At 41.1% G+C, this 2,384-nt stretch carries 3 protein-coding genes; all 3 read left to right on the forward strand.

Annotated elements, in window-relative coordinates; translation table 11 throughout:
• Positions 1 to 139 precede the first annotated feature (139 nt).
• The 3 genes from IQ230_RS26125 (at position 140) to IQ230_RS26135 (ending at position 2,320) form a co-directional block, all read left to right on the forward strand.
• Positions 140 to 673 carry an endonuclease/exonuclease/phosphatase family protein gene (locus tag IQ230_RS26125; RefSeq protein WP_228055461.1) on the forward strand — a complete coding sequence of 178 codons (534 nt, stop codon included), beginning with the start codon at positions 140 to 142 and terminating at the stop codon, positions 671 to 673.
• 143 nt (positions 674 to 816) lie between these two features.
• Positions 817 to 1,896 (forward strand): IS4 family transposase, encoded by a 1,080-nt coding sequence (locus IQ230_RS26130; RefSeq protein ID WP_228055466.1) that lies wholly within the window; start codon positions 817 to 819, stop codon positions 1,894 to 1,896.
• A 145-nt stretch (positions 1,897 to 2,041) separates the two neighbouring features.
• Positions 2,042 to 2,320 (forward strand): hypothetical protein, encoded by a 279-nt coding sequence (locus tag IQ230_RS26135; protein ID WP_193935086.1) that lies wholly within the window; start codon positions 2,042 to 2,044, stop codon positions 2,318 to 2,320.
• The last annotated feature ends 64 nt before the right edge of the window (positions 2,321 to 2,384 follow it).

Below are 2,384 nucleotides of genomic sequence, written 5' to 3' on the forward strand. Positions count from 1 at the left end.
CTGATTGAGGTGTCACCTTGTGTGTATGCCTTAACTATTTTTTCTCGCAAGTCGAGCGAGTACGGTTTCATTAGACTTCATTTGTGTACTCCTCTTACTGTACCTCATAAACTTGCAATAGGCTGTAAAATCTAAGCTGTTGACTTTTTCCTCATCGACTGGTCGAGCAAGATTTAACCCCAAGGATGAAAACGAACGCGCACAAGTAGCTGGGTTAGCACTTTTGAGGCGAACAGCAGAATCTGTTGCATTGCGCGTTAAAGCAAATGAATTACTCGAAAACAATAATGAGCAGGGGCTGATTATTCTGGGAGATCTCAATGATGTGCCCTCGGCGGCAACTACTCAAATTCTTCAAGGTCCAAGTGGTAGCGAGATTGGTATGCGTGGATTTGAGAAGACAGATAAGGGGGATGACACTCGACTTTTCAATCTAGCCCCGTTGATTTCTGAAGCGAGGCGTTATTCTCGTATTTACCGAAACAACAAAGAACTCATCGATCATATTTTTGTCAGTCAAGAACTGCTTCCTGGTCAACCGCGTAGATTGCCTAAAGTAGATAGCCACATCGATGTTATGGATGCACTTCCTTCTATTAGCGATGAACCAAATCTAAGACGAGGTAAACCTGGTTCAGATCACTCACCCATCACTGCAGTTTTTGAGCTGTAGCTGATGGGGTGACAGAAGGGCTAAAAGTAAAGCTAGATAATGGTTGTACGCTTCGCGTCAAAAAAAGATAGGCTGGCTATTGACACAACCCGCCTATCGCTAAAATGTTGCCATTATTCTACCAGACCCATTTGCGCTCCACATTGAATGCAAACCAATACATACTACTAAATATCTTGGTTGAACTACTGCAAGGGGAAAAACAAGTACGAATAGAAAGACTTGCTGCTAATCTACCGTTACCAATTTTATTCGAGAGCCGTCGTCGCCAACTACAAAGATTTTTAATCTCTCCAAAGTTAACAATTTCATCAGTTTGGTTGGCGCTGATAAACTACTTACTGACAAATTATTTTTCAACTAATAAGCAGTTGACTGTTGTAGTTGACCGAACACAGTGGCGGGAACTAAATTTGTTAATGGTCAGCATTATTTGGCAGCAACGAGCTATCCCGCTACATTGGCAATTTCTCCCCCATAAAGGGAAGAGTAGTTTTACTCAGCAACAAGCCTTATTTAACAGCGTTTTACCGCTACTTAAGGACTACAAAGTTACAATTTTAGGAGATAGAGAGTTTTGTTCAGTTGAACTAGGTCAATGGCTAGAAAACCAAGGAATGACAATATGTCTGCGGTTAAAGTGTAATGAATATATTCGGCGGCATCAGGAGTTCACACAGCAGTTAAAGCAACTAGGATTAAAGCCAGGAATGTCAATGTTCTTTGCTGGAGTCAATGTGACTAAGCAACTGGGATTTAACCAGTTTAATGTAGCCTGTAAATGGAAGAGAAACTATCGCAAAAGTCAAACAAAAGAAGGTTGGTTTCTATTAACTAATTTGCCAAACACTCGAGCTGCTACAACAGCTTACCAACAGCGTAGTGGAATTGAGTGTATGTTTAAAGACTGTAAAAGTGGTGGATACAATCTTGAAGGATGTCATGCAATTGAAGCGCGTTTATCTACCATTGTTTTACTCATTGCTATTGCCTATACCAGTGCAATCATTCAAGGCATAAACATCAGAACATCAAAGGTTGAGCGTTACATCTGTCGTCCAAAAGACGCTGGTCGAATTCAACGCCGTCACAGCAACTTTTGGGTAGGTTTGTATGGTCAAGCTTGGTTGAATAATCTCCAACTATGTATTGATTGGATAGGACAATGGATGCGCTCTAATCGCAATAAGCAACTCTATTATCAACATGCTTACAAGCTATAGACCTTCTCCAGCTTGCGTTCTAGCTCCCTGTCACCCCATCAGGAGCTGTAGTCAATTCACATAGTTATAAGGCAAGGACGCTCATAACTACGCTGCGGCTAGATTGAGATATCAAAAAGCCAAATATACAAGGAGTACAGACAAGATGCTTGCCGATCCAACAATTTACGATCAAATCTGGAAAGCTGATAAGAATAGATTTTCAGTAAGTGTGCGTAACGCTGAGGGAGACTGGGTTGACCCTAATGCCGATATCTTGCTTGACCACCAAGTAAAAGCCGGAGGAGATCGATGGTCTGATTTAGCGACTCGCCCTCTCTTTAGCAAGGTAAACGAATCTCGCCTATCAGAATCTACCTATCCCTCTTCTGTCACTTTCCGAAATCAACAAGTACTAGATAAACCCTTTCATCCAGAAGAATAAAAGAATTTGAATTGATTCATTGCACTAATTAAGTGATTAAATCCAAGCAATAAATTGGAATTGG

The sequence above is a fragment of the Gloeocapsopsis crepidinum LEGE 06123 genome (genome assembly GCF_015207655.1).
In the GTDB taxonomy this organism is placed as follows: domain Bacteria; phylum Cyanobacteriota; class Cyanobacteriia; order Cyanobacteriales; family Chroococcidiopsidaceae; genus Gloeocapsopsis; species Gloeocapsopsis crepidinum.

Excerpts from the sequence above, each read along its gene's own strand:
- IQ230_RS26135 (WP_193935086.1), top strand. The coding sequence starts at position 2,042 with ATGCTTGCCGATCCAACAATTTACGATCAAATCTGGAAAGCTGATAAG.